The sequence below is a fragment of the Kitasatospora sp. NPDC089509 genome, from assembly GCF_044749365.1.
Taxonomy (GTDB): Bacteria; Actinomycetota; Actinomycetes; order Streptomycetales; family Streptomycetaceae; genus Kitasatospora.
The window spans coordinates 96,930-120,216 of sequence record NZ_JBIVHS010000023.1; the positions used below are offsets into that span (position 1 = coordinate 96,930).

Annotated in this window: 28 protein-coding genes; 10 read left to right on the plus strand and 18 right to left on the minus strand. The window is 72.5% G+C overall.

The window, feature by feature from the left end:
• Nucleotides 1-14 precede the first annotated feature (14 nt).
• Complete coding sequence (locus ACIP4P_RS34590) at nt 15-2,573, minus strand: YbhN family protein (RefSeq protein WP_400925296.1); 2,559 nt, start codon at nt 2,571-2,573, stop codon at nt 15-17.
• A gap of 222 nt (nt 2,574-2,795) precedes the next feature.
• Entirely contained in the window at nt 2,796-3,557 is a 762-nt protein-coding gene (locus tag ACIP4P_RS34595) for an SDR family oxidoreductase (RefSeq protein WP_400925298.1), read from the minus strand.
• A gap of 166 nt (nt 3,558-3,723) precedes the next feature.
• Here ACIP4P_RS34595 and ACIP4P_RS34600 point away from each other — a divergent pair, with 166 nt between their 5' ends.
• The 4 genes from ACIP4P_RS34600 to ACIP4P_RS34615 all read left to right on the plus strand — a co-directional run bounded on the left by ACIP4P_RS34600 (nt 3,724) and on the right by ACIP4P_RS34615 (nt 6,437).
• On the plus strand, nt 3,724-4,665 hold the full coding sequence (locus tag ACIP4P_RS34600) for a helix-turn-helix transcriptional regulator (RefSeq protein WP_400925300.1): 942 nt from the start codon (nt 3,724-3,726) through the stop codon (nt 4,663-4,665).
• 37 nt (nt 4,666-4,702) lie between these two features.
• Nucleotides 4,703-4,969 carry a UBP-type zinc finger domain-containing protein gene (locus ACIP4P_RS34605; RefSeq protein WP_350518515.1) on the plus strand — a complete coding sequence of 89 codons (267 nt, stop codon included), beginning with the start codon at nt 4,703-4,705 and terminating at the stop codon, nt 4,967-4,969.
• Nucleotides 4,970-5,085: 116 nt separating this feature from the next.
• A complete protein-coding gene (locus ACIP4P_RS34610; protein ID WP_400925302.1) occupies nt 5,086-5,331 on the plus strand; it encodes a hypothetical protein in 246 nt (81 codons plus the stop codon).
• Between the two features lie 110 nt (nt 5,332-5,441).
• A complete protein-coding gene (locus ACIP4P_RS34615; RefSeq protein WP_400925304.1) occupies nt 5,442-6,437 on the plus strand; it encodes a sigma-70 family RNA polymerase sigma factor in 996 nt (331 codons plus the stop codon).
• Here the strand turns inward: ACIP4P_RS34615 and ACIP4P_RS34620 are convergent.
• On the minus strand, nt 6,345-6,707 hold the full coding sequence (locus tag ACIP4P_RS34620) for a sulfate transporter (protein ID WP_400925306.1): 363 nt from the start codon (nt 6,705-6,707) through the stop codon (nt 6,345-6,347). The genes ACIP4P_RS34615 and ACIP4P_RS34620 overlap by 93 nt on opposite strands.
• A gap of 88 nt (nt 6,708-6,795) precedes the next feature.
• On the opposite strand from ACIP4P_RS34620, the gene ACIP4P_RS34625 reads away from it, so the two are divergent.
• The gene (locus ACIP4P_RS34625) at nt 6,796-7,287 is read left to right on the plus strand and encodes an NUDIX domain-containing protein (protein ID WP_400925308.1); all 492 of its coding nucleotides are present in this window, start codon (nt 6,796-6,798) and stop codon (nt 7,285-7,287) included.
• 66 nt (nt 7,288-7,353) lie between these two features.
• Here the strand turns inward: ACIP4P_RS34625 and ACIP4P_RS34630 are convergent, their stop codons facing one another.
• From ACIP4P_RS34630 to ACIP4P_RS34645, 4 genes are all read right to left on the minus strand, one after another.
• A complete protein-coding gene (locus ACIP4P_RS34630; protein ID WP_400925310.1) occupies nt 7,354-8,115 on the minus strand; it encodes a Clp protease N-terminal domain-containing protein in 762 nt (253 codons plus the stop codon).
• Between the two features lie 132 nt (nt 8,116-8,247).
• Nucleotides 8,248-8,985, minus strand: coding sequence for a tyrosine-protein phosphatase (locus ACIP4P_RS34635; protein WP_400925312.1), 738 nt, complete (start codon nt 8,983-8,985; stop codon nt 8,248-8,250).
• Between the two features lie 127 nt (nt 8,986-9,112).
• Complete coding sequence (locus tag ACIP4P_RS34640; protein WP_400925314.1) at nt 9,113-9,874, minus strand: VC0807 family protein; 762 nt, start codon at nt 9,872-9,874, stop codon at nt 9,113-9,115.
• Nucleotides 9,875-10,041: 167 nt separating this feature from the next.
• Nucleotides 10,042-10,725 carry a hypothetical protein gene (locus ACIP4P_RS34645; protein ID WP_400925316.1) on the minus strand — a complete coding sequence of 228 codons (684 nt, stop codon included), beginning with the start codon at nt 10,723-10,725 and terminating at the stop codon, nt 10,042-10,044.
• 465 nt (nt 10,726-11,190) lie between these two features.
• Between ACIP4P_RS34645 and ACIP4P_RS34650 the strand changes: the two genes are divergently transcribed.
• The 4 genes from ACIP4P_RS34650 to ACIP4P_RS34665 all read left to right on the plus strand — a co-directional run bounded on the left by ACIP4P_RS34650 (nt 11,191) and on the right by ACIP4P_RS34665 (nt 15,773).
• Entirely contained in the window at nt 11,191-12,069 is an 879-nt protein-coding gene (locus ACIP4P_RS34650) for an RNA polymerase sigma factor (protein ID WP_400925318.1), read from the plus strand.
• The gene (locus ACIP4P_RS34655; protein WP_400925320.1) at nt 12,066-13,184 is read left to right on the plus strand and encodes a hypothetical protein; all 1,119 of its coding nucleotides are present in this window, start codon (nt 12,066-12,068) and stop codon (nt 13,182-13,184) included. Before ACIP4P_RS34650 ends, ACIP4P_RS34655 begins: the two co-directional genes overlap by 4 nt.
• A gap of 569 nt (nt 13,185-13,753) precedes the next feature.
• Complete coding sequence (locus ACIP4P_RS34660) at nt 13,754-15,376, plus strand: protein kinase (RefSeq protein WP_400925322.1); 1,623 nt, start codon at nt 13,754-13,756, stop codon at nt 15,374-15,376.
• A 22-nt stretch (nt 15,377-15,398) separates the two neighbouring features.
• Complete coding sequence (locus ACIP4P_RS34665) at nt 15,399-15,773, plus strand: VOC family protein (protein ID WP_400925324.1); 375 nt, start codon at nt 15,399-15,401, stop codon at nt 15,771-15,773.
• A gap of 68 nt (nt 15,774-15,841) precedes the next feature.
• Here the strand turns inward: ACIP4P_RS34665 and ACIP4P_RS34670 are convergent, their stop codons facing one another.
• The 4 genes from ACIP4P_RS34670 to ACIP4P_RS34685 form a co-directional block, all read right to left on the minus strand.
• Entirely contained in the window at nt 15,842-16,930 is a 1,089-nt protein-coding gene (locus ACIP4P_RS34670; protein WP_400925326.1) for an rRNA adenine N-6-methyltransferase family protein, read from the minus strand.
• A gap of 238 nt (nt 16,931-17,168) precedes the next feature.
• Nucleotides 17,169-18,005: a helix-turn-helix domain-containing protein gene (locus ACIP4P_RS34675; protein WP_400925328.1), complete on the minus strand. Its 837-nt coding sequence runs from the start codon at nt 18,003-18,005 to the stop codon at nt 17,169-17,171.
• A complete protein-coding gene (locus ACIP4P_RS34680) occupies nt 18,002-18,517 on the minus strand; it encodes a DUF6879 family protein (protein WP_400925330.1) in 516 nt (171 codons plus the stop codon). The genes ACIP4P_RS34675 and ACIP4P_RS34680 overlap by 4 nt, the downstream gene beginning before the upstream one ends.
• Nucleotides 18,501-18,713 carry a hypothetical protein gene (locus tag ACIP4P_RS34685; protein ID WP_400925332.1) on the minus strand — a complete coding sequence of 71 codons (213 nt, stop codon included), beginning with the start codon at nt 18,711-18,713 and terminating at the stop codon, nt 18,501-18,503. Before ACIP4P_RS34685 ends, ACIP4P_RS34680 begins: the two co-directional genes overlap by 17 nt.
• 243 nt (nt 18,714-18,956) lie before the next feature.
• Between ACIP4P_RS34685 and ACIP4P_RS34690 the strand changes: the two genes are divergently transcribed.
• On the plus strand, nt 18,957-19,109 hold the full coding sequence (locus ACIP4P_RS34690) for a hypothetical protein (RefSeq protein WP_400925334.1): 153 nt from the start codon (nt 18,957-18,959) through the stop codon (nt 19,107-19,109).
• Here the strand turns inward: ACIP4P_RS34690 and ACIP4P_RS34695 are convergent.
• The 7 genes from ACIP4P_RS34695 to ACIP4P_RS34725 all read right to left on the minus strand — a co-directional run bounded on the left by ACIP4P_RS34695 (nt 19,097) and on the right by ACIP4P_RS34725 (nt 22,984).
• Nucleotides 19,097-19,924, minus strand: coding sequence for a phosphotransferase (locus ACIP4P_RS34695; RefSeq protein WP_400925336.1), 828 nt, complete (start codon nt 19,922-19,924; stop codon nt 19,097-19,099). The genes ACIP4P_RS34690 and ACIP4P_RS34695 overlap by 13 nt on opposite strands.
• Nucleotides 19,925-20,061: 137 nt before the next feature.
• Nucleotides 20,062-20,781, minus strand: coding sequence for a hypothetical protein (locus ACIP4P_RS34700; protein ID WP_400925338.1), 720 nt, complete (start codon nt 20,779-20,781; stop codon nt 20,062-20,064).
• A gap of 287 nt (nt 20,782-21,068) precedes the next feature.
• Nucleotides 21,069-21,521 carry an NUDIX domain-containing protein gene (locus ACIP4P_RS34705; protein ID WP_400925340.1) on the minus strand — a complete coding sequence of 151 codons (453 nt, stop codon included), beginning with the start codon at nt 21,519-21,521 and terminating at the stop codon, nt 21,069-21,071.
• A gap of 121 nt (nt 21,522-21,642) precedes the next feature.
• Complete coding sequence (locus tag ACIP4P_RS34710; protein ID WP_400925342.1) at nt 21,643-21,921, minus strand: Scr1 family TA system antitoxin-like transcriptional regulator; 279 nt, start codon at nt 21,919-21,921, stop codon at nt 21,643-21,645.
• Nucleotides 21,918-22,268, minus strand: coding sequence for a helix-turn-helix domain-containing protein (locus ACIP4P_RS34715; RefSeq protein WP_400925344.1), 351 nt, complete (start codon nt 22,266-22,268; stop codon nt 21,918-21,920). Before ACIP4P_RS34715 ends, ACIP4P_RS34710 begins: the two co-directional genes overlap by 4 nt.
• Nucleotides 22,258-22,779, minus strand: coding sequence for a DUF6879 family protein (locus ACIP4P_RS34720; protein ID WP_400925347.1), 522 nt, complete (start codon nt 22,777-22,779; stop codon nt 22,258-22,260). The genes ACIP4P_RS34715 and ACIP4P_RS34720 overlap by 11 nt, the downstream gene beginning before the upstream one ends.
• Nucleotides 22,763-22,984 carry a hypothetical protein gene (locus tag ACIP4P_RS34725; RefSeq protein WP_400925349.1) on the minus strand — a complete coding sequence of 74 codons (222 nt, stop codon included), beginning with the start codon at nt 22,982-22,984 and terminating at the stop codon, nt 22,763-22,765. Before ACIP4P_RS34725 ends, ACIP4P_RS34720 begins: the two co-directional genes overlap by 17 nt.
• Nucleotides 22,985-23,287 lie beyond the last annotated feature (303 nt).

Sequence of the window (23,287 nt, forward strand, 5' to 3'; positions counted from 1 at the left end):
CCCCGCCCGCCCCGCTACAGCGCCTTCCGGCGCTGCAACCAGGTCATCGCCGCCCAGCCCGGCAGCACCGGCAGGATCAGCGTCAGCAGCCGGTACAGCGCCACCGCCGCCAGCGCCCCGCCCTGTTCCATGGACGCCGTCTGCTGCAGTCCGTAGACCAGGGCCCCGTCCACCGCGCCGACCCCGCCCGGGGTGGGCGCGGCGTTGCCCGCCGCGTTGCCCACCAGGAACACCACCGCCACCGGGGCGAAGGACGGCTCCCGGCCGATCGCGCGGATGCAGCAGTACAGGCAGGCGATCAGGCAGAGCGAGACCAGCAGCTGCCCGGCCACCCCCACCGCCAGCCGGCCCGGGTTGCGCAGCAGGTCCAGCAGCCGCGGCAGCACCTCGGCGGTCAGCGGCCGCAGCCGGGTCGCCAGCCACCGCCGGGCCGCCGGGATCGACCACACCACCGCCAGCAGCACCGCGGCCGCCACCAGCCCGGCCACCACGGCGGGCAGCGCCTCCAGCTCCGAACCGCCCGGCTGCGCGTCGACCAGGTAGACGAACGCGCCCAGCTGCAGCAGGTGCAGCACCAGTCCGATCAGCTGCCCCACCCCGACGCTGGACAGCGCCTGCGCCATCGGCACCTTGGCCTGCTGCAGCAGCCGGGTGTTCAGCGCGATCCCGCCGACACCGCCGGGCGACACCAGCTTCACGAACGCCCCGGCGACCTGCGCCAGCACCACGTTGCGGAAGTTCAGCCGTTCCGGCACGAACCCGATGAACCCCATCCCCGCCGCCACGTGGCTGGCCCCCGCCGCCACCAGCGCCAGTGCCAGCCACCACGGATCGGCGTCCGCCAGCGCCGCGACCGGATTGTCCTCCGCCGCGAAGAACTGCGGGATCAGCAGCCACCCGGCCACCACCCCGCCGACCACGGCCAGCAGGGTCCGTGGCCGCAACCGCTCCAGCCGCACCGGACGTCCCACCACCTCCGGACGCCCGCGCAGCACCTCCGCCCGGATCTCCTCCAGCAGGCCCCCGTCCGGCCCTGACGCGCCGTCGCCGGGCGTCTCGGCAGCCTCCACGACCTCCGGGCCCGCCACGACTTCCGAGCCCTTCACGACCGCCGAGCCCGCTACGACCTCCGAGCCCGCTACGACCTCCGAGCCCGCCACGCCCCCGGCCGCCGCGCCGCCGCCCGCCCGGCGCTTGAGCGACTGCCGGGTGGAGCGGGCGAGGGCGATGGGCTGGAGGAGCGGGAGGGCGGCGCCCAGCAGGTCGGGGCCGAGGACGGCGGTGGCGGTGCGGACGGCGCGGGCGGCGCCGGCGCGCAGGGCGAGGGTGGTGAGCAGCTGGGCGATGTCGCAGCGCAGGACGAGCTCACTGGCCGCGATGTCGCCGTCGGCGAAGTCGACGAGGTGGACCGCGCCGGTGCCGTCGACCAGCAGGGAGCCGGGGACGAGGGCCCGGTGGGCGATCTCCCGGCGTTGGAGCAGGGCGAGCTGGTGCCAGGCGTCGGTGAGCAGGTCGTCGGTGATCTCGGCGTCGTCGAGCCGGTCGAGGGTGCGTCCGGCGAGGTGCTCGTACGCGATGAGCGCGGTGTCGTGGCCGAGGCCCGCGGTGGCGGCGATCCGGCGGGTGCGGACGCCCGCGGCGAGGGCCGCGTACGTGACCAGGGCCTCGTGTTCGAGTCCGGCGCGCGGTGAGCGCAGGGCGCGGGGGTGCGGGGCGGTGCGCAGCCGCAGCCGGCGCCAGGCGCGTTGGACGGCGGCCGCGGTGACCGCCTGCCGGTCGAGGAGCTGGACGTCGAGTCCGGGCCGTTCGTCGGCCTGCCGGATCAGGTAGCGGTCGGGCCCGACGGCGATCGCCTCGACGGGCCGCAGCCCGCTGTCCCGCAGGGCGCGCAGGACCTCCCCGGGGAGCGGTCGCGGGTCGGGGGTGCCGACGGCGTAGAGCGTGCCGTGGGCGCCGGTCCAGCCGATCAGCACGCCGAGCAGCAGTGCGGTGGGGGTGGCGTAGCCGCCGCTGAGCCCGGCGAGGCCGGAGAGCGCGAGGACGGCCCAGGGCATCCGTCGTTCGCGGTCGCCGGAGGCGGTCATGAAGGCGAGGACGGGCGCGAGGTAGCCGTAGACCGGTTCGGTGTGGCCGAGGACGTCGCCGGGCAGCCGCTGGGTGAGCGCGCTGAGCAGGGTGGTCGGGGCGAGGTCGTCGGCCCACAGGTCGAGGGCGAGGGTGGCGCCGTACGCGGTGACGGCGGCGAGCAGCCCGTCGGAGACCTGTTGGAGGGCGCGGCGGCGGTCCGGGCCGAGCAGGCGGCGGACGGCGAGTCCGACCGGCAGCAGCAGGACGGCGGCGGTGGTGAGCCCGCCGGCCAGGCTCGCCAGCGGCCGGGGCACCAGGGAGGCCGCTTCGGCGACGTCGGCGGCGAAGCCGCCGGTGGTGGCGCGGGCGTAGTCGGTGAGCAGCAGGGTGAGCGCGATCGCGACCAGCCCGGTGAGCAGCCGGATGAGGGCGACGGGCTGCCGGACCCGGCCGGTGTCGGACAGCGGTCGGGCCCGTCGGCGCGGGCCGCCCGTCTGGGCGGGCATGCCTCGGTCGGTGTCCGCCCGCCCGGGTATGCCCCGGCCGCTGTCCGGCCGCCCGGGTGCGCCCGGGCCGGGTATGCCCCCGCCGGTATCGGCCCGTCCGGCCGCGTCCGCACCGTCGCCCCCGCCGGTGTCGCCGTTCGTTCTCCCCGTCACGATCGCCACGGGTGGCATGCTCCCATGCCACCCGTGCCGCGGGAGCGGGGATCCCTTCGTCCCCGTCCGTCACGCCTGCCGGGTCGGCAGCACCACCTGGTGGCGCAGGTTGACGTGCCGGGGGCGGCTGACGGTGTAGGCGATCAGGTCCGCGATGTCGTCCGCGCCCAGTGCCGGGATCGCGGCGAACATGCCGCCGAGCTGCTCGCGCAGCTCCGGGTTGTCGATGTGCCCGCCGAGTTCGGTGTCGGTGAGGCCGGGCTCGATCGCGCCGACCCGGACGTCCTGCGGGCCGAGTTCGCTGCGCAGGGCGGCGGACAGCTGGGTGAGCGCGGCCTTGGTGGCGCCGTACACCGCGTAGTTGGGGAAGGCGACGTGCGAGGCGATGGAGGAGACGTTGACCAGGTCGGCGGTGCGGCCGTCGGCGGCGGCCGCGGTGAGGTCGGCGGTGAAGGCGCGGACGATCCGCAGGGCGCCGGTGAGGTTGGTGTCGACCATCCGGGTCCACTCGTCGATCCGCCCGTCGGCGAGCGGGTTGGCCAGCATCACCCCGGCGTTGTTGACCACCAGGTCGACCGGGCCGTAGGCGTCGTGGACGGCCTCGGCGGCGGCGTCCACGGAGGCCTGGTCGGTGAGGTCGGCGGTGACGGCGAGGGCCTGTCCGCCGGCGGCGTCGAGCTCCGCGGCGAGCGCGTCGAGCCGGTCGGTGCGGCGGGCGAGCAGGGCGACCCGGGCGCCGTTCGCGGCGAGCAGCCGGGCGGTGGCGGCTCCCATGCCGCTGGCGGCTCCGGTGACGACGGCGGTGCGGGTGGCGAGGGCGGGATAGCTCATCGGGGGCTCCTGTCCGGGGCTGGCGGGCTGACGCCGACCACTCTGCGCCGGTGCCGCGGGCCCACCCAGGGCCGTGTCCTTCCCGGGAACTCCCTTCCCCGGCAACCGTTTCCCGGGAAGAGCAGTACCACCCTCGCGCCGCCGTCCCGGGGCTACCCTGCCTGGCATGGAGAACACCCTGGGGGACTTCCTCCGCTCACGTCGGGCCCGGATCCAGCCGGAGGAGGTGGGTCTGCCCGCGCACGGCCGGCGGCGGGTGCAGGGCCTGCGCCGGGAGGAGGTGGCGCAGCTCGCCGGGGTGAGCGTGGACTACTACGTCCGGCTGGAGCAGGGCCGCGGCGGCAGCGCCTCGGACGCGGTGCTGGACGCGGTGGCCAGGGTGCTGCGGCTGGACGAGGCGGAGGCGGCGCACCTGCGGTCGCTGAACCGTCCGCCGCGGGCCGCGGCCGGCCGGGCGCTCGGGGACCGGCGGCTCCGCCCGGGGACGCGGCTGCTGCTGGACCTGATGACCGGGGTGCCGGCCTTCGTGCTGGGCCGCCGGATGGACGTGCTGGCCTGGAACGCGCTGGGCGACGCGGTGAACGGTTTCTCCGAGCGCGCGGGCGCGCGGCCCGGCACGCCGCCCAACCAGGCCCGGGACGGCTTCCTCGACCCCGCCGCCCGCACCTTCTACCGCCAGTGGGAGGCGGTCGCCGCGGAGACCGTCGCCTACCTGCGCCGGGACGCCGGACTGCACCCCGACGATCCGGCCCTGGCCGCGCTGGTGGGCGAACTGTCGCTGCGCAGCGAGGAGTTCCGCCGGCTCTGGGCGGACCACTTGGTGCGGGAGAAGGCCGGTGGCGTGAAGCTGCTGCACCATCCGCTGGTCGGCGAGCTCGACTTCGGCTACGAGACCCTGACGATCAACGGCTCGCCGGATCAGGTGCTGGTCGTCTACACCGCCCCGCCGGGCTCGCCCACGGCGCAGAAGCTGGCCCTGCTGGCCAGTTGGACGGCGGTGCCCGACGCGGTGCCCGACGCCGTGCCCGACGCCGTGCCCGACGCCGTGCCTGAGACGGTGCCCGACGCCGTGCCCGGTCCGGCCGCCGAGGCCTCGGACCCGTCCTGAGCGGGCGCCCCGGCCCGGGCCGTCATAGCCTTCCACCATGAGCGCCTGCGAAGACCTCGCCATGGCCCCCCAGGACATCGAGCCCGCCCCGCCCACCGACGGCTGCGCGGACTGCCTGGCCCAGGGCCGCCGGGACTGGGTGCACCTGCGGGTCTGCCTGGACTGCGGCCACATCGGCTGCTGCGACAACTCGCCGCAGCGGCACGCGACCGCGCACTTCCACAACTCCTCCCACCCGGTGATCCGTTCCTACGAGCCGGGGGAGGACTGGCGCTGGTGCTACGTCCACGAGCTCATGGGCTGAGTCCGCGGACGCTGCAGTGGCGCTGGCCGATAATCCGACTAAAATCCGGGCATAACGCCCATGCGGCCCCTTCCGCCGGTACTCGTCCGGCCGCGGCCGCCGAAGGGAGGCCGACGATGACCAAGCGAACAGCGGGCACCCAGGAGCTGCTGGAACGCCGCGGCATGGCGAGCACGCCGAGCCGGCTCGGACCGAAGCCGCAGACCGGAACGGTGTTCACGGCCGCCGGGAGCACCTCCGGCGACCCGTTCCGCCACGGCGGAAGGGACGCGGCGTCCGCCGCACCGCACTCCGCCCCGGCGGTGCACGCGGAGCTCAAGGGGCACCGGCACCGCGGCGCGGAGAAGCACTCCGCCCACTGAGACCCGGGCCCGGCCGCGCCCCACCAGCCCACGGTCCCAGGTGGATTGTCCGTGGGGTGCGCTACGTTCGTCCCGTTCACCAGCACGCGGCGGGACGACGGGGGCGCACCATGGCCGATGTGGCCGAGTTGATCACGGAGGAGTCGGAGCAGCCGGTCGAGCTCCAGTTGGAGCGCTACCGCACCGAACTCACCGGCTACTGCTACCGGATGCTCGGCTCGGTCTTCGAGGCCGAGGACGCGGTGCAGGAGACGATGATCCGGGCCTGGCGCGGGCACCGGGGCTTCGAGGGGCGGGCCGCGCTGCGCTCCTGGCTGTACCGAATAGCCACCAACGTCTGCCTGGACGCGCTGAACGGCCGCAACGGCCGGGCCCGTCCGATGGACCTCGCCGGTCCGGTGACGGTGGCCACCGCGCACGGCACCCAGTTGCCCGAGGTGACGTGGATCGGCCCGGCGCCGGACGGCCGGGTGCTCCCCGAGACGGGGGATCCGGCCGAGGTGGCCGCCCAGCGCGAGTCGGTGAAGCTGGCCTTCGTCGCCGCGCTGCAGCGCCTCGCGCCCCGGCAGCGCGCGGTGCTGATCCTGCGCGAGGTGCTCGGCTGGAGGGCCGCCGAGGTGGCCGAACTGCTCGGCGTCACGGTCGCGTCGGTCAACAGCGCGATGCAGCGGGCGCGCGCGGTGCTCGCCTCCGACACCGCGGCGGCCCGCCCGGCCGCCGCGCTGGACGAGGCGCACCGGTCGCTGCTGGACCGCTACGTCCGTGCCTTCGAGGCGTACGACATGGACGGCCTGGCCGAGTTGCTGCACGAGGACGTCACGCTCAACATGCCGCCGTACTCGATGTGGCTGTGCGGGCGGGAGGAGGTCCGGGCCTGGATGCTGGGTCCCGGGCACGGCTGCCGGGGCTCCCGGTTGCTCCGGGTGACGGCCAACGGCGGTCCGGCCCTGGCGCAGTACCGGCCGAGCCCGGAGGGCGGGCACGAGCCGTGGTCGCTGATCGTGCCCGAGGTGTCAGGGGGCCGGATCACCGGGCTCACCAACTTCCTCGACACCGACGTGCTGTTCCCGCTGTTCGGCCTCCCGGCCCGGCTCCCGGCCGAGTAGGAAGGTAGGCGGGTCCGACGGATCCAGCAGGTCCGGCGGGTCCAGGGGAGCGACCGCCTCCGGCAGCACCGCCGCGAGCCCGCTGAACGCGAGCAGTTCCCGCAGCGGGCCGCCCACGTTCAGCAGTACCACCGCCACCCGGTGCCGGGCGGCGGCCAGTCGCAGCCGGGCGAGGGCGTCGACGACGGCCAGGTCGGGGGCGGTGAGGGCGCCCAGGTCGCAGGTCAGTACGGCGCCGTCCGCCGCGTGCTGCATCGCTCTGTTCTCCATGCGGGTTGGACCGTTCCCGGGCACCGGACTCATCGGTCCGGTGGGAGAGTGGGGTCGACCGAACCCGCCCTGCCCCAGGAGGAACACCGTGACGGCTGAGCCCTTGAGATCCCGCGAGGAGTGGCTGGCGTCCCTGCCCCGGATCTACGCGGCGGCGGGCTGCCTGCTGCGCGACGAGTCCGGCCGGATCCTGATCGTGAAGGCCGGGTACCGCGAGCACTGGCAGTTCCCGGGCGGGACGATCGACCTCGGCGAGGGCCCGGTGGAGTGCGCGGCGCGGGAGTTGGAGGAGGAGACCGGGATCGTCAAGGAGGCCGGCCCGCTGCTGGCCATCTCCTGGACCCACCCCTCCGACGAACTCGACTACCCGGCCGAGCACTTGATGTTCGACTTCGGCACCGTCCCGGACGACACCCCCGTGACCGTCCCGGCCGGCGAGCTGGACACCCACCGCTGGGCCCCGGTCGACGAGGCCCTGGAGCTCCTCGGCCCGGCCCGTTCGGCCCGGCTGCGGGCGGCGTTGGAGGCGGCCGTCGACGGCCGGGTCCGGATCGTCTCCACCCACGTCTCCGGCTTCTGAGCCGTCATCCACAAGTGCCGTGCCACGGGTGGGAGTTCCCCCCGTGGCGCGGTCACTGCGGTGGTGTCACTGCTGCTCGGGCCCGGCGGCGTCCCGGGCGGCGATGATGGCGGCGATGGCCTCCGAGACGAAGGTCTCCGTCTCGGGCTTGTCGACCTTGAGTCCGGCGAGGACGCCCTCGCCGGCCTCCAGCTCCAGCAGGGCGAGCAGGATGTGCTCGGTGCCGACGTAGTTGTGCCCGAGCTTGAGCGCCTCGCGGAAGGTCAGCTCGAAGACCTTCTTGCCCTGGGCGCCGAACGGGATGAGCGCGGGCACCGTCTCTGCGGCGGCGTCCGGCAGTGCGGCGGTGGCCGCCGTCCGGACGGCCTCCGGGGTGACGCCCTGGGCGGTGAGCGCCTTGGCGCCGATGCCCTCGGGCTCGGAGAGCAGCCCGAGCAGGATGTGCTCGGGGGTGATCTCGGCGTTGTTGGCCTTCCGGGCCTCCTCCTGCGAGGCCACCACGACCTTGCGGGCCCGGGGGGTGAACCGGGCGAACCCCTGGCTGGCGTCGAGGTCGTTCACGGCACCGGGGTCCTTGGGGACGAAGCGCTTCTGGGCGGCCTGCTTGCTGACGCCCATGCTGCGGCCGATGTCGGTCCAGGAGGCGCCGGAGCGCCGGGCCTGGTCGACGAAGTGGCCGATGAGGTGGTCGGCGAGGTCTCCGAGGTGGTCGGCGGCGATGACCGCGTCGGAGAGCTGGTCGAGCGCGTCGGGGTGGACCTTCTTGATCGCGGCGATCAGGTCGTCGAGGCGCAGCGGAGTCGTGCTGGGAACGATGGGATTCTCCATGCGTCAACCGTAGGTTGTCGATCCGAGGATCGTCAACCATCAGTTGACGCTTACCGGCGGGTAGTTTGCGTCCGCGTCCCGTCGAACGGCGGCGGCCTCCGGTTGAACGGCGGCGGCCTCCGGTGGACCGCCCTACGCCCCCGCCAGCAGTCGGTCCCGGACGGCGGCGATCCGGGCGGGCGTGGCCCCCGCCGCGAGCAGGTAGCCCGCCGGGTCGAGGCCTTCGAGGGTGGCCGCCAGGGCGGCCTCGGCGGTGGTGCCGGCCTCGGCCAGCGCCGCGTCGATCCGCCGGTACGGGTCCGGCAGGCCGAGCATCCCGTACAGCGGGCGGACGTTGGGGCCGCTCAGCAGGTAGTCCTCGGCGATCGCGGCCCGGTCGACCCCGGCCAGCGCGAGCAGCAGCAGGGCGGCCAGGCCGGTGCGGTCACGGCCGGCGCCGCAGTGCACCACCAGTCCGCCGGGTCGGGCGCCCGCGATCGCGGTGATCAGCGCGGCGGCGGCGTGCGGGCAGTGCTCCAGGTACGGGCGGAAGGCCAGCGGGGTGCCGTCCAGTCGGCCGTGGGCCTCCCACCAGGCGGGGCCGGCCAGTTCGTCCAGCGGGACGCGGATCAGCTCGACGTCCTCGGGGAGCGGGAGGAGCGGCTTGTACTCCTCGGCGTTGCGCAGGTCGACCACGGTGCGGACACCGTGGTCGAGGAGGGCGTCCCAGCCCTCGCGGGTGAGGCGGTCCAGGTTGTCCGCCCGGACTATCGCGCCGCGGGTGGTCGGCCGGCCGGAGGCGGTGGGGAGCCCTCCCAGGTCACGGACGTTCAGGCAGCCGTCCCAGACGAGGGTGCGGTCCTCGGTGGTGCTCAGCGCGTCGGTCCGCATGGTGGGGCTCCCGTTTCCTCGGTCGGGGGTCCGTTACCCCCTCGTTATCAGGACTCCCGGGAGATCCCGATGGTTCCTGATCGTTCGAACCCCGGACACCGGCCGTACGTTCGGAGGACCGGCCGGCTCAGGCGGCGGTCGGGGCCTCGGTCTCGGCGGCGAGCAGCTTCTCCATCGGGTCGGCCGCGATCTGACCGAGCATCGAACCGGCCACGATCGCGCCGATCATGAACACGGTGGACAGCCAGGCCATGGTCGACACCGGCAGGGTGAAGGCGCCGACCACCCGGGCCGTGCACTCGCCCAGCAGCGCGGTGCCCCAGATCGCGGAGAACACCCGCTCGTGGCGGCGGAAGGCCTTCGAGGCGTCCGCCCGGCCCTCGACCAGTCGCTGCCAGGCGGCGGCGCGGTCCTGCTTGCCCTTGGTGAGGAAGGGCATCAGCACCGAGGTCATCACCGGTCGGCCGATCGCCGCGGAGATCAGGACCGCCACCGCCACGGTGCCGCTCAGCCCGCCGTCCTTGGCGATCATCATCCGGGCGTCGCCGGTGACGAAGGTGAGCGCCAGGCCGGCCAGGTTGATGGTCAGCATCAGCGCGGCCCACAGGTTGAGCTTGCGCTCGCCCAGCAGGCCGAGGAGGGTCCGGGCGGCCGGGAAGACGCTGCTCCAGGCCAGCGCGGCGAACTCGCTCAGGCCGCAGGCCGAGTGCAGCAGGTAGTACCCGACCAGCGGGGCGGCCACGTCGAGGGCGAGCGGGCGGAGCCCGGAGGCCAGCGGGTTCGGCTCCTTGGCGGCCGCGGTGGACCCGGCGGCCGGGGCTCCCTGGACCGGGACGGTGAGGGCGGTGGCGGGAGCGGAGGCGGCGGCGCTGACGGTCTGGCTGCTCATGGTGGGTTCCTCCCCGACTGGTGGCCGCGGGCTGCTGCCCGCGTCGTGCCTCCAGTTTTTCGCTCCGACCCTCCGTCAGAGCAGTGCCGTCCGTTGCCGGATCCGCATGACAGGTGTCACGGTGCGGACCGTGACGCTCGCGCTGACCTGCGGTTCTCCAGGTCACCCTAAGGGAAGGTCCACAGCGTGCGGCCCAACGTGTCCACGCAGCGCACGCTCTTGAACCGCTCGTCCCCGGCGGACAGGAACCCCTGCGCGGCCCCGGCCAGGACGATCCGGGCGACGCCGTCCCCCCGGGTCCAGGCACCGGTCAACACCAGTGCCCCGTCGGCCAGTTCGGCCCGTTGCACCCGGGCCACCGAGGCGGTCAGCAGTGCGGCGTTGACGTCCTCCAGTTCGGCGGGGGAGAGGTACGGCCCGCCGCCGGGAGCGCGGTCCGCCGCGGCGCGACGTCGCAGCTCCGGCAGCGCGTAGTCGCGCACGGCGGCGACGGCGTCGTCCAGCGGCAGCTGCCAGCGCGGTCCGGGCAGCACCTCCCACCAGACGTCCTCGCCGATCGGCAGCACCTCGCCGATCCTGGCCCGCCAGACCTCGAAGCCGTACCGGACGCGCGGGTCGGGACGGTCCCCGGGCGCGGCGGTGAGCGCCCAGTCGGAGCGCCGGACCAGGCCGAGCCCGAAGGTGAACGCGACCCGGTCGGCGGCGGGACGTTCGACCAGGCCGATCAGCAGCCAGTGGGTGTCGTCCGGCAGGTCGAAGGTGCGCAGCCGCCCGGCGAGACCCAGGGCGCGCAGGGCGGGCGCGAGGTGCTCGCGCAGGCCTTGTGCGTGGAGCTCGTGGGCGGTCGTCATGCTGCTCTTTCCTGCTGGTCGGCGCGGCCGGCGCGTTCGTCGCGGTCGGTCGTCGCGTCGTGCGGTCGTCGCGTCGGTCGGTCGTCGCGTTGTGCGGTGGTGCGGTGGTGCGGTCGTCGTGGGTCGTACGGCTGCCCCCGGACGCGCTCCGGCCACCCCCTTCGGCCGGGCACCAGGGAGACGGGCACGGTGGCCCCACGGGGTCACGGCTCCGTAGGGCGGCAAAGGGGTCGAGGGGGCACGGCGGTGCGTTCGGGCACGTCACCCGGCACGTCACCGGGCACGTCCGCGGGCCCGGCGTCCGGACGCGCGCGGCCCGGATCGATTCGCCTACCGACAACGTAGACGGGACCGCCGCCCCGGGGCTGCGGGCGAAGGGCAGCCGCCGACGGGACCTTGGCCCCGGCCCGCCCGGTCCTTCGGCCGGAGCCGGCCCGTTCGCCCGGATGGCGCATCATGTGGCGGGTGCAGAGTGCAGAACGCCCCGGAGCGGGCACCGGCAGCCCCCTCGGACGGTCCGGACCAGTACCGCCCGCCGGCCCGCCACCGGGTGGGGGTCCCGCTCCCGCCGATCTGACCGAGGCGGTCCGCGCCGCGCAGCAGGGGGACGAACAGGCGTTCCGGCTGCTCTTCCGGACGGTCCAGCCGGGCCTGCTGCGCTACCTGAGGGTGCTGGTCGGCGGGCGGCCCGAGGACGTCCAGGACGCCGAGGACATCGCCTCCGAGACCTGGCTGCAGATCGCCCGCGACCTGCGCGGCTTCTCCGGCGACGGGGACGGTTTCCGTGGCTGGGCCGCCACCGTCGCCCGCAACCGCGCGATGGACCACCTGCGGGCCCGCCGCCGCCGTCCGGTCACCGACCTTCCGTACGAGTACCTGGTCGAGCTGGCCGCCGGGGACGACACCGCGCGCGCCGCCCTCGCCACCGTCGGTACGGCCGACGCGTTGGCGCTGATCTCCCGGCTGCCGCGCGACCAGGCCGAGGCGGTGCTGCTGAGAGTGGTCATGGAACTGGACGCGGAGAGCGCCGCCCAGGTGCTCGGCAAGCGGGCCGGCAGCGTCCGGATGGCTGCCCACCGGGGGCTGCGGCGGCTGGCCAAGCTGCTGGACCAGCCCTTCGCGGCGGGGATCCCGGCGGCCCGAGCGGCGGCCGGGGTTGCGGCCGGAGACGCGACCGCAGCTGTGGCCGGAGCTGCGGCCGGAGACGCGGAGCGCAGCCCGGGGGAGAGCACCGACGAGGCCGTGCGGCAACCCGCTGCGGGACCTGCGCGGAAACCCACGAAAAAAAGTTCTCCGCAGGGTGTGACAGAACGCCGGGCCGCGACGCTGAAGGACATGAGATGAGCACCAACCGATCCCGCCGGATCGACCGTGATGCCGCTGAGCACCTGCTCGGCGGTGCCGTGGGCGGCCCGTCGGCCGGGCAGGACGCCTCGCTCACCGGAGCGGACGGTCCCGGGCAACTCGCCCGGGTGCTGGCCGCGGCCGCCGCCCCGGCGACGGCCGCGGAACTGGCCGGGGAGGAGGCCGCCCTGGCCGCGTTCCGGGAGGCGAGTCTCACGCCCGACCCCGTTGTGACCCCCGTCCGGAGACGATCGATGGCAACCGCCGCGCTGGCCAGGGCCTTCAGCACGAAGGCTGCTGCCGCCGTGCTCGGCGCCACCGCGCTGTGCGGGGTCGCGGTCGCCGCCGGCACCGGGAACCTGCCGTCCGCGCTGGGCGGCGGCCCGTCCGAGCCCGAGCCGACGGTCGCCACCCCGGGCGGCCCGGCCGGCTCCCCGCGGGGCGGCCCCGTCGTCCCGGGTTCGGCCTCCGCGTCCCCGAGCGGCTCCGCCCGGCCGTCGGCCGGTGCCCAGGCCGACCCGCACGCGGTCCTCCCGACCGGCCCCACCGCCCCCGGTACGCCCGACGGTCCCACGGCGGACGGGCACGGCGAGCACCCCGCCCCGCCCGCCGCCCTGGTCCCGCTCTGCCGGGGCTTCGCGGACCGCACGGGCAAGGGCGAGCGCACCGACCGGCTGGCCGCCGACCCGTCCTTCGCCCCGCTGATCGCGGCGGCCGGCGGGGCGGACGGCGTGCTGGACTTCTGCGCGGGCGCCCTCGACGGCGGCCGGGGCGGCGGCCAGGACGGCGACCAGGACGGCGACCACCAGGGCGGCGGCGCGCAGCCGAGCACCCCGAGCCGGAGCGGCTCCGGCCACGGCTCCGGCTCCGGCAAGGGGCCCGGCAAGGGTGGCGGTGACCAGGGCAGGGGCAACGCCAACAGCGGCGGCAACGCCAACGGCGGCGGAAACGGCAACGGAAACGGCGATGGCAACAGCCAGGACGGCGGCGGCAACGGCGCCAAGCCCGGCAGGGGCGGCGTGACCGCCCCGGTCCCCTCCACCGTCCCCACCCTCCCGGACGTCCGACCGAGCAGAACCCATACCTCCGAGGACGGTCAATCGGCCCGGAGATGACCCCCAGAACTCCGGGTGGGCGGCGAGCGATTCCCCCCGGGCTCGTCGCCCACCCGGACCGAACCACCCGCAGGAACCGCAGTAACCGCAGGAACCGCAGGACGCACAACCACCCGAACTCCGGGTGGCCGGTCGGCTCCCCCGTGCCCACCGTCCACCCGGCCGGCTCCGGCCGGACCGGCGGGCGCTCTCCCCGGACGCGCCACCGGCTCCGGTCGGTCCGGAACGTGCGGCCCGCCCGCCCGCAGTCAGGGCGGGCCGCACTCCCGACCGGCGGTCGGGGGATCGCTGCCCGGTCCCCCGGCCGCCACCTCCGGCGGCCACGCGCAGCCGACGCCGTCCCCGGGGCGGAGCACCCCCTGTGCCCTGGCGGCCGTCACCCCCGGGGCGGCCCCGCCCCGGGGCTCTCCGGCCTGCCCGCACGCCCCTCGGCGGCCTGCACCACTTCCCCCCGCCCGCGCCGCAACCCCCTCGCCACCCCGGGCCATCCCCACTGACGAGGCGGCTATCGTGCACAGGTGCACGAGGCGGCCCGGGACCCCGGGCGCCGCACGTGAGGGGAGTTCCTGGTGATCGGACGGGCGCTGAACGGGCGTTACGAACTCGGCGAGATACTCGGCGTCGGCGGCATGGCCACCGTCTGGCGCGGGTTCGACCGCGTGCTGGGCCGCCAGGTGGCCGTCAAGGTCCTCAACGGGGGCCTCGCCGACGATCCCCGCTTCGCCGAGCGGTTCAGCCGCGAGGCGCAGCACGCCGCCATGCTGGTGCACCCGAGGATCGTGATGGTCTTCGACTCGGGGGTGGACCAGGGCACCCCGTTCATCGTCATGGAGCTGGTGAACGGCCGCTCGCTCGCCGCCGTGCTGGCCCAGCAGCCGCAGCTGCCGGTGGAGCGCGCGGTCGGCATCGCGGCGGCGGTCTGCGAGGCGCTGGCGGTCGCGCACGCGGCCCAGCTGGTGCACCGGGACATCAAGCCCGGCAACATCATGATCACCGACGACGGCGGTGTGAAGGTGGTGGACTTCGGCATCGCCCGGGCCGGTTCCTCCAGCAACCTCACCCAGACCGCGAGCGTGCTCGGCACGGCCGCCTACCTCTCGCCCGAGCAGGCCACCGCCTCCGCCCTGGACGGCCGCACCGACCTCTACGCGGTCGGCTGCGTGCTGACCGAGATGCTCACCGGGGAGACCCCGTTCACCGCCGAGACCCCGGTGGCGATCGCCTTCAAGCACGTCAGCGAGCAGCCGCTGCCGCCGTCGGTGCGGCGCCCGGGGCTGCCGCCCGCGCTGGACGCCGTGGTGCTGCGCCTGCTCGCCAAGAACCCGGCCCACCGCCCGGCCGACGCCACCGCCGCCCGGGCCGAACTGCTCTCCACCGTCCCGGGGTTGGCGGTCGGCGACCCGACGGCGGAGCTGCTCGCCACGTCCGCCGCCACCCAACTGCTGCCGCCGGTGGCCCCGGGGTACCCCGCCTACCCGACTCCGCCGATGCATTCCGACCAGCAGCACACCACCCTGCTCCCGCCCCAACCCCCGGCGGCCACCTCGGTGATGCCGGCGCTGCCCGTCATGCCGCCCGCCGGGCACCCCAGGCCAGCACCCGCACCTGCACCCGCGCCCGCCCGGAACCGCCGCCGCAAGCCCCTGGTGCTCGGCGCCCTGGGGATCGTCGGCCTCGCCGGGGTCACCGCCCTGGCCGTCACCGCCTTCGACGAGCCGGCCGGCAACGCCGCGGCCACCGCCACCAAGAAGGCGGCCCCGGCCGCCACCTCCTCGGCCGCCGCGCCCGCTCCCACGGCGGCCCCCACCCAGGCCTCGGCCGCGCCCACGGCCGCCCCCACCGGCCCGTCCGCGCTGCCCACCGCGGCCCCCACCCAGACGGTCCCGCGTAACCAGCCCGCCGAGCTCCAGCTGCAGTCCTTCCGTCAGGTGGTCGCGCAGACGCAGATCACCAAGGAGCGGGACAAGCAGATGGACCTGCTGCGGACCCTCGACGACGCCTCGGCGCGGCTCAACGAGGGCAACCCGGACGACGCCGCCCAGACACTGAAGGACGCCCAGAAGACCATCAGGGACCTGGGCAAGAAGCACGCCATCGACGCGCCCACGTACGCCAACTGGAACGCCCGTCTGTCCGCGCTGTACGCGACTCTCCACACCGCGGCCAACCTCCAGCAGCAGGACGACTACTGATCACGTCCGCCACAATGAGGGCATGCTGACGATCGGTTCCCTCGTCCTCGGTGTCTCCGACATGCCGCGCGCCGTCGCCTTCTGGACGGCGGCCCTCGGCTACGTCCCGCGCGGCGGCCTGGTCGAGGACGACTGGACGGTCCTCGAACCCGCTCCCGGCGCGACCGGCGTCCAACTCGCACTCGGCTTCAGCGAGTCCCCGGTCCAGGACCACCCCCGGGTGCACCTCGACCTCTACGCCGGGGACGCCGCCGCCCAGGCCGCCGAGGTCGAGCGCCTGCTCGCCCTCGGCGCGCAGGACGTCGACTGGGACCTCTACCCGGAGGACCCGGACTTCGTCGTCCTCTCCGACCCGGACGGCAACCGCTTCTGCGTCATCGACACCAGCCACGGCTGAGAATCCACAGCCGAAATACACAGGAGTTGTCCACAGCCTGTGGACAACTCCTGTGTACGAGGGCCGGATCAGTCCAGGACGTTGCCCGGCTCGTCCAGCCAGGCGAGGTGCTCGCCCGTCACGCTCACCGTCATGCCGAGCCGGGTGAGACCGGGCCTGCCGGAGCGGACCCACCAGCCGTGCGCCGCCGTCACCTCGTCCCACAGGCTGCGCGGGCCCGACTGGGAGACGGCGTGCGGGCCGTCCCGGTCGGCGAGGCGGCAGTGGGCGTACGACTGCCCGTCCCAGACCTCGGCCCGGCCGGTGCCGAAGCGGTCGAAGCCGGCCCAGACGGTCCGGCGGAACACGTCCGGGAGCCGCAGGCCGATGGCGAAGGCGGCATCGGTCTGCTCGCCCACCTCGGCCGGGTCCAGCCGGGATGGGCCGTATCGGACGTCCTCGACGTCGAACTCCCCGCTGCTGGGCCGCTGGTCGCGCACCCACATGAACGCCACGTCCTCGACGAACGGACCGCTCGCCGACCGCCCGTCCTCGGCCACCGTGAGCCGCAGCAACGCCCCGTTGCAGAACGGCGTGCCGTACGGCACCAGGATGATCCCGCCCGGGGTCGTCTGCTCGATGATCGCGGACGGCAGCCGCTGCACCGCCGCCGTGAACTGCACCCGGTCGTACGGAGCGCCCTCGGCGTAACCGAGCATGCCGTCCCCGGCCAGCACCGTGGGCCGGAGCCCGGCGGACCGGAGCCGCTCCCACGCCCGACTCGCGAGCTCGGAATCCACCTCGACGCTGGTCACGTTGCCGTCGCCGACCCGACGGGACAACAGCGCGGCCGTCCACCCCGTCCCGGTGCCCACCTCCAACACCCGCATGCCCTCGGAGAGATCGAGGTGTCGAAGCATCTGCGTGACCACCGTCGGCATCGAGCTGGACGACGACGGCGTCTCGCTCCCGTCGTACACCTGCGTCACCAACGGAAGGTCGGAGTTCACCAACTCGTCCCAGCGCCCCGGCTGTTCACCCCGGTCGATCCACACGCCGTCATGAAGGATCCGATCCGGCGTGAACCACTCACGCGGAGTGGCCCGGAAGACCTTCTCCCAGTCCCCCGACAGCGCCCCGGAGCGGAGGAGCGCGTCGGTCAGTTCGTCCCAGGTCATCAATTCCCCTACGGCTTCGACGGCTTGGGCAGGTTGGTCGGCGGCGCGTCCCGCTGCCCGTCCTGCGGCGCGGTGTCAGGCTTCCCGGAGTGGGTCCCACCGCTACCCCCGCCGGCCTTGCCGGGTCCGTCGTTGCCCGGGCCTCCACCGTGTTTTCCCATGTGCGTTCCCTCCTGTGTGGGTGAGGAGCAGATTAGGAGAATTCCGGGGAGTTTCTCGACGGTATTCCCGAGGTCGACTAAAGATCTCGATAGCGGTCGGCCCACTCGCGTAGCTTGATACGGGCATCATCCTCGAACAGGGAGCAATTCTCGAACATTGCGAAGATCTCACGATAGTGCAGGATGTCCCGGGGGTCCCGAAACACTATGCGGCCCGTGAACGACTCCATGGTGACCAGGCGATCGTCATACACCGTGAATGTGTTCATCGGGCCCCGGGTGAGGGGCGTCCCCTGCGGAATCACGCCGATGCGGACTGTCGGCAGGTAGGACAGCGAGGCGAGACGGTCGATCTGGACGGCCAAGGCGGGAGGTGGAATCAGCGCCCATTTCACCGCCTGCTCCGTGAGCAGGAACGTGAACGACTTCGACTCGTCGTAGAGCACCGCCTGGCGCTCCAGTTTGCGGCTGATGACGGCCGTCCTGTCGCCCGGAGAGTGGCTCAGGCTCGCCCGGATGTACTCGGGCGTCGCCAGCAGACCGGTGATCATCGCTGGCAGGAAGTACCGCAGCTCCGTGGCGTCCGCCTCCAGCGACGCCAGCTCGGCCTGGCGCTTCTCGACGCCCCGCCGCCAGGAGGCGCGCTTTTCCTGCCACTCGGTATTCGCCATCCGCGCCAGTGACGAGACCTCCTGGGCAAGCGCAGTCGGCACTCCCAACGCCCGCAGGATCAGCTCGACGTCGACCAGGCTCGGAGTGATCTTTCCGGTCTCGATCTTGCTGATCTTGCTTTGGGAGATGCCACAACGCGCCGAAAGCCGGTCTCCAGTGAGACCGGCTTCGAGGCGGAGCCTTCTTAGTGTTTCAGCCAGGTCGGACTTCGACCTGCCGAGTTCGCGAGGGTCGAACGTCACCCGTGCTCTTTCAAGTACTCGGCGAAAGGAACGGAGTGAGCCAGGGCGATCCGCTTCCATTCCTTGTACCGGTGCATGTCGCCGGTGACCAGCTCCCGATTGATCTGAGTGCCGTCGGGGCGGAAGTTCAGGTGGACCGCTGAGGCGTCATCGAACAGCCACCAGTCCTGGTCCGGAACCCCCAGATCTTGCTCAGTGGCGTCCAGGATTCTGATGTCCTCGCCTGCGGCGATGTTTCCCGGGATGCCCCAGGCGAACTGGTACCTCTGGTAGTCCGTCAGAGGCTGGCGCACCACTCGTACCCGTCCGATGGTGCGTCCCGAAGAGACGAAGCCGCGCACCCGCCGGTGCCACGCCGCGTTGTGTTCGGCGGGCTTCGGTTCTCCGCGCAGGAAGCTGGCGAGGCTCTCGGTCTCCTTCGGCATTGTGTAGACGGGCTGAACCTCGAACCGGAAGGCGTCGTGCTGGTAGCTGTCGAAGTGGGCCCGCCACTGGTCACCATCCAAGAGCACGGATGGCCTCCATCAGAACGTGCTCGGGGATCTCGACGGCGGACTCCCCGGTCGGCACCTTCAGCGCCGTGAAGTGGTCGCCTTGGACCACGAACGTCCGTCGATCGGTGGCGTACACGTTCGGGCAGTCGTCATCGTCGCAGTTCGGGCCGTTGAACTTGCCGGTAAGACGCGTCAGTTGCGGCTGCTCGGTCATGCTGACCCCTCTCGGCTCCAGTATTTCCCGACTGGTCAGCGACGCTAAGGCTGCGGATGAAGCCTGTCCACAGCATCTACGGGATATTCCCGACCCGGAATAAAGACGTTCGTTCGCCCGCGCGTTCAGCGGGCTGTTGGCCGGCGGCTCCTTGCGGGCGCAAGGAGCTGCCGGGATGTGCCAAGGGGTTCCGCGTAGGAAGTCGGACGGGCCGACTTCCTACGCGGGGGAGGGGCGTCAGGCGTGGTGGTCGCTTTCGCCCTTCCCGCTGTGGAGGCGGTGGCGGTGGGCACCGATGCCACCGAGCACCTGCGGGAACTGCTTGGTGGCCTGGCCTACGAGATCGACACCGAGGTGCTCCGGTCGTATCGGCAGCTCCTGCGTCAGTACGCCTGAAGCTCCTTCGCGACCTGCTCGGCCAGCGCCCGGGCGCCCTCAATACGCGGGTCCTCAGGATGCGTGTACGGTCCGAGGACCTTCGCCGCCGCGAACAGGACCATCAGCTTGCCGTCCCGGCTCGCGAAGTCGCCGCTCCGCTCGACGCGGACGCGATCGGCCAGCGCCGGTACGGCAAGCGACGCCGCCCACAGCGTGGCGGCGTCCAAACCGCGCGGCGCCATGCCCCAGTCCTCCCAGTCGAAGACGCAGAACTCGGGCGCCGTCACGTTCGCCCAGTTCAGATCCGCATGGGCAGGACACCACTCGCTCACCGTGGCATCGACGCCTGGGAACACCTGCCGGATCGTCCGAGTCACGAGCTCCTGGGTGATCGTCTCCATGTCCGGCGTCGCGACCCGGTTCGTCCGCTGCCTCGCGAGCGCATCGAGAGAGGCGTTCAGCGCCGACCACCAGCCGGGCGGCAGCTCGGGATCCTCGGCTACAACAGCGGTGCCCGCTGGGGCAGAGGGCAGTAGTTCGGTCTCATCGGCGCGCCACATCACCGGCTCGGCCTCGTCCCGCCAGGCGAGGCCGGCCAGCCACGCGGGCTTCGCGATCCCGCGCAGCGCCTCGGCGGAGGGGGTGCCGTCCCCGCCCTGGATACCGATCCGATCGAGCCCTCGCCGCTCGATGCGTACCCACGTGCCACGCGCCGTGCGCGCTCCCACAGATCGGCGCTTGCGGACCACTGTCGCCCGGTCGAGCCGCGTCCCCAAGGCCGTCTCGACACGTCCCAGCACCTCGTCCACCGCTACCCGGCGCAGATCCGTCATGGGACAACGGTAGCGATGCCCAGCGGAGTTGGGAGTGCCCGAGAGGCCCTCGGCCTGAGTGGGGTGCTGTTGGCGAAGTGCTGCTCGCGCAGGAAGTCGGCCAGGCCGACTTTCTGCGCAACGGGCGGGAGCGACGGCTACGCGCCGGGGTCGGGGCCCGTGTAGGCCGGTGAGCGGAAGGTGCGGCGGAAGGCTCCGGGGCCGTGGTGTCCGTTCAGCCAGCGCGAAAGGTGCAGCAGGTTGCCGGTGATCACTGCGGCGAGGATGAGCTCGTGGAGGGTGTTCGCTTCGGGGCCGCCCATCTCGGCGAGGAAGCGGTGGTATCGCGCGCCGACGCCGTGTTCGTATCCGGCCATGGCCAGGTGGAAGCGGGTCGCGACGCCGGGCTCCGCGTGGTCGAAGTCGCTCGGCTCAAGCCGTCCTGTGGTGTCGCGGAACGCCAGGCGATCGGGCGGTGCGATGCGTTCGACCAGTCCGAGACGGTCGGCCACTGCGGCGGAGATCATCCGGGCCTCCCGATCGGTGGCTCCCTCCATCACGATGCCGAGGTTGCGCGTAGCCGGGGCGTCGACCGTGTCCCGCGCCGAGTACGTCCGGCCTTCTGCGTCACGCCAGTTGATCCCGTAGCGACTGCGGATCACCTGACCTTCCTGGAGCCGGTACTCCCGGAAGGAGCCCCAGTGCAGGCAGTCATGGGCGTAGGAGCGGAGCAGGTCGAGCGCCATCAGCTCCGGTGAGGCCACCTTGGGGTCGCTCAACCGCCCGTAGCGAGTGATCACCGACGCCAACTGCAGATGCCGGTAACCCTGGTTGGGGTGGTGGAAGCCACCGAAGGCCTCGGGTCGGGTCGAGCGCACTCCGACCCACACCCGGTCGATGGGTAGCAGGTGGTGCAGCCCCAACTCCCGTTAGCGGTCACCCAGGAGAGCTGCCCCGTGCCGGAAGACCTCGCGGGCCGACTCGTCGAACCCCGTGTCGAGCACCCAGTGCAGGAGCGAGAACGTGATGTGCGGGTGGGCCTGGTCGAGTGCCGCCGTTGCCCGTCGCGCGGCCAACAGATGGGCCAGCTCGGCCCTCTCGGCGGCGGTGCCGGCCAGGTGCTCGTTCGGCCCCAGGTAGGAGGGCGTGAGCGAGCGGCCGAGGGTCAGTACTGCCGACGGTTGATCAACTCGCGGTGCGACTCCTGAACTCCCGCGGGGAGATCGTCCGGTGAGAACCATCGAGCCTCCAGGATTTCGAACGAGGCCGGCTGCGTCTGTCCGCTGACGTACAGGGCCTCGTAGGCGACTTCGACACGCAGCTTGTAGCCGCTCTTCAGGTGCGCCAGTTCGCACACCTTCACCGCGAGCCCGGTCTCCTCCCGGACCTCACGCACGATCGTGTCCTCGAAGCTCTCGCCCGCGTTCGCGTAGCCGGTCGGGAGGCCCCATTGCCGACCCTCCGGCCACATCCGGTGCTTGAGCAGCAGCACCCGGCCGTCCTGGTCGCGGACGATGCCTGTCACGCCGACCATGAACTTCGAATGCCACAGCCACAGCACGCGCCACTGCATCGGGCCACGGATGATCCGCCAGAGCTTCGCGACGATCTTCTTCATGAGCTCACCTTTCGTTAGTCGGCAACCCGCACATCTGCCCGGTCCCCGTTTCCCGATTGTGTGAGTGAGAAGCAGATTATGGAAAGTCCGGGCAGGCGTTCAATGGTATTCCTGATGTCGATTAAAGATCTCGCCGTATCGCTCGATGGCGGTCCGCCCACTCGCTCAGTTTGCGTCGGGCATCATCGTGCCAGAGCGAATATCCCTCAAAGGTTCGGAACTCGCCCAGATATTCCTCGATGTCGCGAGGGTCGCGAAAAATGAGCGCACCTGTAGAGACTTCCACGGTCGCCAGCGAGGCGTCGTAAATGGTGAAGACGTTCAGTGGCGCCCACGGCATGTGGCCTGCCATCGGGATGACACCGAGTCGAACGTTCGGCAGGCGCGAGACGGAAATCATCTGAACTCCGTTGAGTTCTGCTCAAGGGTTGCCAGTTCGACCTGCTTCTTGTCCAGTCCCTTCCGGCGCAGAGCCCGAGCGTCCTGCCACTCCGTGTTCGCGATGCGAGCGAGGGCCGTCACGTGCGCCATCAAATCCGGTGGCGTCCCGAGGGCACGCAGGATCAGTTCGACGTCGACGAGCGATGGCGTGACCTTGCCGGTCTCGATCTTGGAGATCTTGGACTGCGACATGTTGACACGCCGAGCGAGCTGGACTCCGGAGAGTCCAGCTCGCTTGCGGAGCTCTTGAAGTATCGCTGCCAGGTCGGAATGCGATTGACCTAGCTCCTGTGGATCAAGCGCCAATGCCCTTCACGTACTCCTCGAAGGGCACCGATTCGGCGATCGCGATCCGCTGGTACTCGACGTACGGGCTGATGTCACCCTCGAACACGGTGCGGTCGATCTGCGTTCCGTCGGAGAGGTAGTTCATGAGCACGACTTCCCTCTTGTCGAACATCCAGTAGTCGGTGACGCCGGCCAGCGGGTTGGGGCGATCGGTGACGTCCATGATGCGGATGTCCTCCCCAGCCCAGGCATGGGGGAGGTAGTACATGAACTCGTAGCGGAGGTACTCGGAGAGCGGGCGCGTGACGATGTGCACGCGCCCCTTGATCTTTCCCTCCCGTCGCACGCGCTTGAGGTCCTCCGTGTAGCTGTTGGAGTGCGCGTGCGGGTCGATCCGCTCGCCGGCTCGGAACGCCCGCAGTTCCTCTTCCTCCTGCGGGACGTTGTAGGCCGGGAGCGTTTCAAGCCGCCACGCTTCCGTCGTGAAGTCGCGGAACCTGGCCTGCCAAGCGTCACCATCCAAGCGCACGGAAAGCCTCCTTGAGCACACTCTCGGGGATCTCCACCAGCCCTTCGCCGCTGGGCGGCGCGAAGGCGGAGGACAGGGCTCCCTGGACCACGAACGTTCCCTGCTCGGTGCGGTAGACGTTGGGGCAGTCGTTCTGATTGCACTCCCCCGAACCACTGCCGTTGCCGGTGTTGGTCAACCGCGTGAGACCCGACCGGACATCCATCTCAACCCCCAAGGGCTCGAACCCGGTTGGACCAGCTGTGCACGACGCTAGAGAGCTGGCTGTCGGCTGTCCATGACACGCAGGAGGTATTCCCGTATCCGACTAAAGATCAGCCCGAGCCCGCCTTTCCCGGCGGCTCCTTGCGCCCGCAAGGAGCCGCCGGGGTGTGCAAAGGGGGGTTCCGCGCAGGAAGTCGGACGTCGCCCGCCTGTCCCCGCTCAAGGCCGGCCACCTGAACGTCTTGGGCCGGTAAGCTTTCACCCCCTCCCAGCCCGAAGGCGCTCTGCGTCTGCTGCGTGACCC